Source organism: Xanthovirga aplysinae, assembly GCF_009711365.1.
Lineage (GTDB): Bacteria > Bacteroidota > Bacteroidia > Cytophagales > Cyclobacteriaceae > Xanthovirga > Xanthovirga aplysinae.
The window spans coordinates 1-6,502 of record NZ_SMMB01001005.1 but is presented as its reverse complement, the minus strand read 5'-3'; the positions used below and the strand labels follow the sequence as shown (position 1 = coordinate 6,502).

Genomic DNA, 6,502 nt, shown 5'->3' with positions numbered 1-6,502 from the left:
CCTTTCAAAAAACCTCACATCGACTCTTCCCTTCATTTTGCCCCAATGGTTACGACTCAATTCATTTTCACATCGCCAATTTATGGGCAAAACGAACCACTTTGGGCTTAACCAGTCTTTCAAAATCCTGATAAGCCATACGTATCAACTCAGTATGGGAACCTGCGTTAAAAGCGATTTCCTCATCTTCACTCAAAATACCCGCCACATAAACATCCATTCCATACAAATTACCAAAAGGAGGCATAGCACCCACTTCACATTCAGGAAATTGATTCTTAAACTCCAATTCACTGGCTAACTCCACATCATTAGCCCCTGTCACCTGTCTTAAAAGGTTTAGATCAATCATATAGGAAGCAGGTAAAACACACATGGCCATTTTCCCTCCTACTTTAATGATGACAGCTTTGGCCAACTCTTTTCCCCTGATATGGGCACTGGCAGCAATTTGTTGTGCGGTGAATGCCTGCGAATGATGAATGGTTACATACCTGATGTTGCGTTCATCCAGATATTCTTTCAATTTTCGAACTGGCATAACCTTTTTCTTTTTTCAGCGCAGCGAATTAAAAAACTAAAACACTTCACGCCTTTTGTTTAAAAAATATTGATTTCTTGATTCGGTCAAAACAATTACTTAACCGTCTCTTATTTAACAATTTATTCTTTCATTTCATTCTATCCACAATAGCATTGTGACTACCTCATAATTAGGAACTAAAGAATGGGTTTCCCCCTATCCTGCCCAGTTTTCTCTGTCCAGACTACGATATTGAATGGCTTCTGCCACATGTTCTGTTTGAATACTGTCTTGTGAGGCTAAATCGGCTATTGTTCTTGAAACCCTCAAAATTCGGTCATAGGCACGTGCAGACAACCCAAGTTTTTCCATTGCAACTTTCAATAATCCATGACTTTCGGAATTTAACCTACAAATTTTCTTTACCATTTGCGGAAACATCATCGCATTAGAGTAAACATTTTTTATTTTCTGAAAACGTTCCTCCTGAATTCCTCTGGCAACAATGACCCGATTCCTGATCTCCTCACTACTTTCACTTTTTCTTTCAGCGGTCATTTCATCAAAAGATACGGGTGTAACTTCCACGTGCAAATCAATCCGATCCAACAATGGACCACTTATTTTGTTTAAATACCGCTGCACCACTCCCGGAGAGCAAACACATTCTTTATCCGGATGATTATAATAACCACATGGACAAGGGTTCATGCTAGCGACCAACATAAAGTTCGTCGGAAAGTCCAGACTTAACTTGGCCCTTGAAATGGTCACCTTTCGATCTTCCAAAGGCTGTCGCATGACCTCCAGGACAGTTCGCTGAAATTCAGGCAATTCATCCAAAAACAACACACCATTATGAGCAAGTGAGATCTCCCCTGGTTGAGGAATTCCCCCTCCACCAACAAGAGCTGCATTGCTAATAGTATGATGGGGGGCACGAAAGGGGCGATGAGCAATGAGGCTAGCCTCCGCCCCTAGGATTCCTGCCACCGAATGAATTTTGGTCGTTTCCAGGGCTTCATGCAAGTTTAATGGGGGAAGGATAGAAGGAAGCCTATAGGCCAACATGGTCTTTCCGGCTCCTGGAGGTCCTATCATGATAACATTATGCCCTCCTGCTGCGGCTATTTCAAAAGCTCTTTTAATATTTTCCTGACCTTGGACATCGGAAAAATTGGCGGCATAATTACCTTTTTTTGCATTAAAAACCTCTCGGGTAGTGGAAGGAAGAGAAGGAATTTCATTGTGTCCTTCAAAGAATCCAATGGCTTCCTCCAATGTTTTAACCCCAATTACATCTAATTGATTGACAATTGCTGCTTCAGAGGCATTTTCCTTAGGGAGAACAATCCCTTTGAAACCTTCTTTTCTGGCTTCAATGGCAATGGGAAGCACGCCTTTAATAGGACGCAACAGCCCATCAAGAGATAACTCACCCATGATCAAATAGTCAGATAATGTTTCAGATTGCAATTGACCCGAAGCCTTGAGAATACCCAAGGCAATGGGTAAGTCATAAGCAGAACCTTCTTTTCTGATATCAGCAGGAGCAAGATTAACCACCACCTTTGTTCTTGGCATTCGCATGCCCACACATCCTATAGCCGATTCTACTCGCTGTGCACTTTCCTTAACCGCATTATCCGGCAATCCCACCATAAAGAAATTCCTTCCCTTTCCGACGTTTACTTCGATGGTGATTTTTTGGGCATCTACCCCAAAAACTGCGCTTCCGTAGGTTTTGGCCAGCATTAATAAAAACTTTTGAAATTTGCTGGGGAGAATGAAATTTGAGTGGCTTTAATCTTCATCCCTCCCCAAAGAGGTTGGTTTATTTTGTTCAGATCGATCCTCATCTTTAGGAAAAGACTGCTCTTTAGACTGTTCTGTTTTACCTTGATTGAGATCGTATAGGCGGGCTTTTAAACTATTACTTTCCTTTTCTAATTGGTTGACTTGGTTGGTTTTTTGCTTGTGCTGAACAATTCCAATGATTACAACAAAAAGAATAATCAAACAACCCAATCCTAACCAATAAGGAATTAACATTAAGAAATAGCCTTTTCCTAAACCCTCAAAAATGGACTCCAGCAAAAAGACCAAAAGAACATTGAAGAGGAGGTATAAAATAGCAAGAAAATATATAATATTCTTAAAATTTTTCATAGAAGGAAAGCTTATTTTCATTATACCCTACTGGGAGATAATTTACAATAATTTCCCGAAAAAATTAGAAGAAAAAGTGGTTATAAAAATTACAAGTAGCCAATAAAATATAAAAATCCGGAAAGATGCATTCCAATTGGCTCAGAATTTTTAGAATGCCTGCATTTCAGTCAGTTTTTTATACACTCCATCCAAGGCAATTAAATCTTTATGCTTTCCACTTTCCACGATTCGTCCTTGTTGAATCACCAATATCTCATCTGCATGTTGAATAGTACTTAGGCGATGGGCAATAACAATAGAGGTCCTGTTTTTCATTAAATTGGTCAAAGCCCCCTGTACTAATTTTTCGGACTCTGAATCCAGGGCAGATGTTGCCTCATCAAGTATTAAAATAGGTGGATTTTTGAAAACAGCCCGGGCAATACTTATTCGTTGACGCTGTCCCCCAGAAAGTCGGGAACCTCTTTCCCCTATTTTAGTTTGATAGCCCTTTTCCATTTGTTCAATAAAATCATGAGCATTGGCAATTTTGGCTGCACGAATAACATCTTCTTCATTGGCATCTTTTATCCCAAAGGCTATATTATTAAATACCGTATCATTAAAAAGAATCGATTCCTGGGTGACAATTCCCATTTGTGCTCGTATGGAATCTATTTTCAAATCTTTTAGAGGAGTTCCGTCTATACAGATTTCCCCCTCAGTTGTGTCGTAAAATCGCGGAATGAGATCCGCTAAAGTGGATTTACCACCTCCAGAGGGACCAACTAAGGCTACCGTTTTTCCTCTGGGGACTCTAAAATTGATTTCCTTCAATACCAATTCCTCATTATAAGCAAAACCTACATGCTTAAATTCTATTTCCCTTTCAAAGGATTCTAATTCATGAGCATTGTCCCTATCTTTTATATCAGGGTTGGTATCAATTACTCTAAAAATTCGCTCTCCTGCAGCGAGGCCACGCTGAACATTACTAAATGCCCTGGATATATTTTTAATAGGGTTAAGCACCTGACTGAAGACTAAAATGTAAGTAATAAAAGCACTTGCTTCCAGGTCTCCTCCTTGACCCAACACTAAAGACCCTCCGAAAAGTATAATCCCTGCTACCACCGACACACCTAAAAATTCAGATGCAGGAGAAGCAAGGTTATTTTTCCTGGCCATGGCAATATTTATTCGTTCATATTTCCCTACCTCTTTATCAAAAGTATTAATGATATAATTTCGGGCATTAAAGGCTTTAATCACCCGCATACCACCCAGGGTCTCATCCAAAATATTTACCAAATTACCCAAAGATACCTGACTAGCACGAGCTGTTCTTTTTAACCGTTTAGAAATACTTGAAATAATAAGGCCAGAAAGTGGCAAAACCACCAAAGTAAATATGGTTAATTTAACAGACATGATGAACAAAATGGTAAAATAAGCCACCATAGTAAAAGGCTCACTAAAAGCCACAGTTAGTGAATCCACTACCGAACGTTCTACCTCTTGCACGTCATTGGTGATTCGGGACATAATATCACCCTTTCGTTGTTCGGAAAAATAACCACTGTGCAAACGGGTAACTTTTCTAAAGATATCTTTTCTTAATTTACTGATCACATTGGCTCTTATCTTAGCCAATATCATAGCTGCCCCGTACCGAAAAACATTGGCCAAAAACACGGCAATAATAATTACCCCACACATAAAGTAAAGCGAACCGATTTTTCCATATTGATCAGCAAAAGATTTGAAATAGAAGTAAAACAAATCCTGAAAATACTCTATTTCCCACCTAAAATTTGGCTTTACACTCATTTGTAGCAGCTCCTCTTCAGTTAGTGTACCAAAAATAATATCCAACAAGGGCTTCAACAATGCAAATGTAGCAGCTCCAAATACTGTAGCTAAAATGGTAAAAACCACATAGAATGGCAGGTTTTTTCTAATGGGTAATGCGTAGGATAAAATCCTAAAGTATGTTTTCATTGATGTAATTATCTCTTAGTTCTTCCTTAACTTTTTTCCCTTCACTACTGCTAAGAGTATACTTAAAACAGGTGATTTATTCTGCCAATATTCCAACGCAAAGCAAGCGAAGAAAACAAACTCTTATCGTCTAGCAAAACGTCTTCACTGTCCAGCTTACGATAAATTTGTTGCAAGTCTACAAATAAGTTATGTTTTAGTTGATAAGAAATGATAAAATCTCCATAAAACAATTCATTTTTTACTCCTTGACCAATGGTATTGCCATACTCCTGTTCTCGTTCATTGTAATTTTTCATAATGTCTCCTCCCCAATTAGCACCATCTGTGTCAGTCCCAAAATGGGCCATTTGTAATTTAGAACTCAAATGAAGCCGCTTTGTAGGCTGATATCGGACAATAGCAATTGTTTCCTTGAAATTTGCCCCCAGTGGGTGAGCCAAAGGCTGGGTATAATGAGAATAATTAGTATAAGGCACCTTATCAGAATACAAATAGGGACGGGCCAAATTGGTTTCCACTTGAAGGTCAAGATTGGAAATAGAAAACACATCAATATATTTAAAGCCAAGTTGTGCTCCAAATTTATTTCCCCACCATCCATCACCACTTTTAAGCTCATTTAGCACAAACTCATCCAAAACAAACTGTCCATAAAGTTGAAACCTTTTGGCAAAATTCCATTTAAAGTCCGCACCAAGCAACATATCGTCGGCACTTCCACTTTGCTGTTCCAGAGGACGATAAAAAATCATCGGATTTAAATACCGTAATTCAAAATTGGTTTGCAGTGAATCTGCCCTACCAAAAATAACTGATTCAAAAACTCCCAGGTTAAAATTGTCCGAAAAATTAAAACTCAAACGATGCAATGCCATGTACTTTTTAGGATAACTACCAGAAATAGATCCTGTAGCGTTGGCATTTATATCCGCGTAAAGCTCTGCAAAAAGATTGGTGTATTCGAAACGCCAAATCTTAGTTTTAAACTTGAGAAAAAGGTAGCTATTACCAAAATCAGAAAGAATCATAGACCGATAGCCATTCCCAATAAAATTTTTATCATAGCCAAATTGGGTAGTAATGTGTTTGGTAACCTTAAAGTTCAAATACCCTCTACCGACCAAATAATCTACCCCTTGTTCTCCAAAAGATTTCCAAAAACCCTCATAAGGGACAGTATGTTTTTGCTGAATCCAACTCCGCACATAACCAGGGAAAGATGCTTGGTTTTCGCCGATATAAGCATAAAATCCTAACTTCTTATCAATGCTGCCATGAAGCTGTACCCCTCTGGTATTAATAAAAGGGGAATCCGTACCATCGTTATCAAATCCCAATGAGAAATAAATCACCGGCTGAATTCTAAATTGAAAACTCTTTTCCTTTACATAAAAGAAATCTGCCTTACTTTTAAAAAACTTTTTAAGTACGGGGGCCCTACTTAACCAGCTGGAATCTGATGTATACTCCCAATTATCTGCTCTTAAGTATTGTATATTAAACTTATCCTGGTTTGAAATTGCCTGTCCTTTTGACAAAAGGCTATCTGTTAATTGCACTACCGACGACCTACTAAAGGGCTTGAATCCTGTAAAAAGTGTGGATAAATTTCCATTTTTGATGTCATAGCGATCAATTAAATGATAATAATCTTCATTTAAAGGGGCATTAGTGTGTTGACTAAAGGAAATGGTATAAGCAGAAAAAAACACTAAAATAATAAGTATAAAATTTTTCATAGTTGAATAAGAGCTGGCTTAGACTCAAAAAATGATAAAAATAATAGAAATTAAGATGGTTTTTGGGTAGGCAAGATAAGGAAAA

Annotated in this window: 5 protein-coding genes; all 5 read right to left on the bottom strand. The window is 38.2% G+C overall.

The genetic code is table 11. From position 1 onward, the window contains the following. Positions 1-67: 67 nt before the first annotated feature. The 5 genes from E1171_RS10195 to E1171_RS10175 all read right to left on the bottom strand — a co-directional run bounded on the left by E1171_RS10195 (position 68) and on the right by E1171_RS10175 (position 6,417). Complete coding sequence (locus tag E1171_RS10195; RefSeq protein ID WP_155205902.1) at positions 68-541, bottom strand: aminoacyl-tRNA deacylase; 474 nt, start codon at positions 539-541, stop codon at positions 68-70. A 198-nt stretch (positions 542-739) separates the two neighbouring features. Continuing rightward, positions 740-2,278: a YifB family Mg chelatase-like AAA ATPase gene (locus E1171_RS10190; protein WP_155205901.1), complete on the bottom strand. Its 1,539-nt coding sequence runs from the start codon at positions 2,276-2,278 to the stop codon at positions 740-742. Between the two features lie 48 nt (positions 2,279-2,326). Beyond that, positions 2,327-2,692 (bottom strand): hypothetical protein, encoded by a 366-nt coding sequence (locus E1171_RS10185; protein WP_155205900.1) that lies wholly within the window; start codon positions 2,690-2,692, stop codon positions 2,327-2,329. Between the two features lie 150 nt (positions 2,693-2,842). Next, positions 2,843-4,675: an ABC transporter ATP-binding protein gene (locus tag E1171_RS10180; RefSeq protein ID WP_155205899.1), complete on the bottom strand. Its 1,833-nt coding sequence runs from the start codon at positions 4,673-4,675 to the stop codon at positions 2,843-2,845. A 62-nt stretch (positions 4,676-4,737) separates the two neighbouring features. Then, positions 4,738-6,417, bottom strand: a complete 1,680-nt coding sequence (locus tag E1171_RS10175; RefSeq protein WP_155205898.1) for a hypothetical protein — start codon at positions 6,415-6,417, stop codon at positions 4,738-4,740. Positions 6,418-6,502 lie beyond the last annotated feature (85 nt).

What these genes read in the sequence shown, in the direction of transcription:
- E1171_RS10195 (WP_155205902.1), bottom strand. Translation starts at nt 541, where the DNA reads ATGCCAGTTCGAAAATTGAAAGAATATCTGGATGAACGCAACATCAGG.
- E1171_RS10190 (WP_155205901.1), bottom strand. Translation starts at nt 2,278, where the DNA reads ATGCTGGCCAAAACCTACGGAAGCGCAGTTTTTGGGGTAGATGCCCAA.
- E1171_RS10185 (WP_155205900.1), bottom strand. Translation starts at nt 2,692, where the DNA reads ATGAAAAATTTTAAGAATATTATATATTTTCTTGCTATTTTATACCTC.
- E1171_RS10180 (WP_155205899.1), bottom strand. Translation starts at nt 4,675, where the DNA reads ATGAAAACATACTTTAGGATTTTATCCTACGCATTACCCATTAGAAAA.
- E1171_RS10175 (WP_155205898.1), bottom strand. Translation starts at nt 6,417, where the DNA reads ATGAAAAATTTTATACTTATTATTTTAGTGTTTTTTTCTGCTTATACC.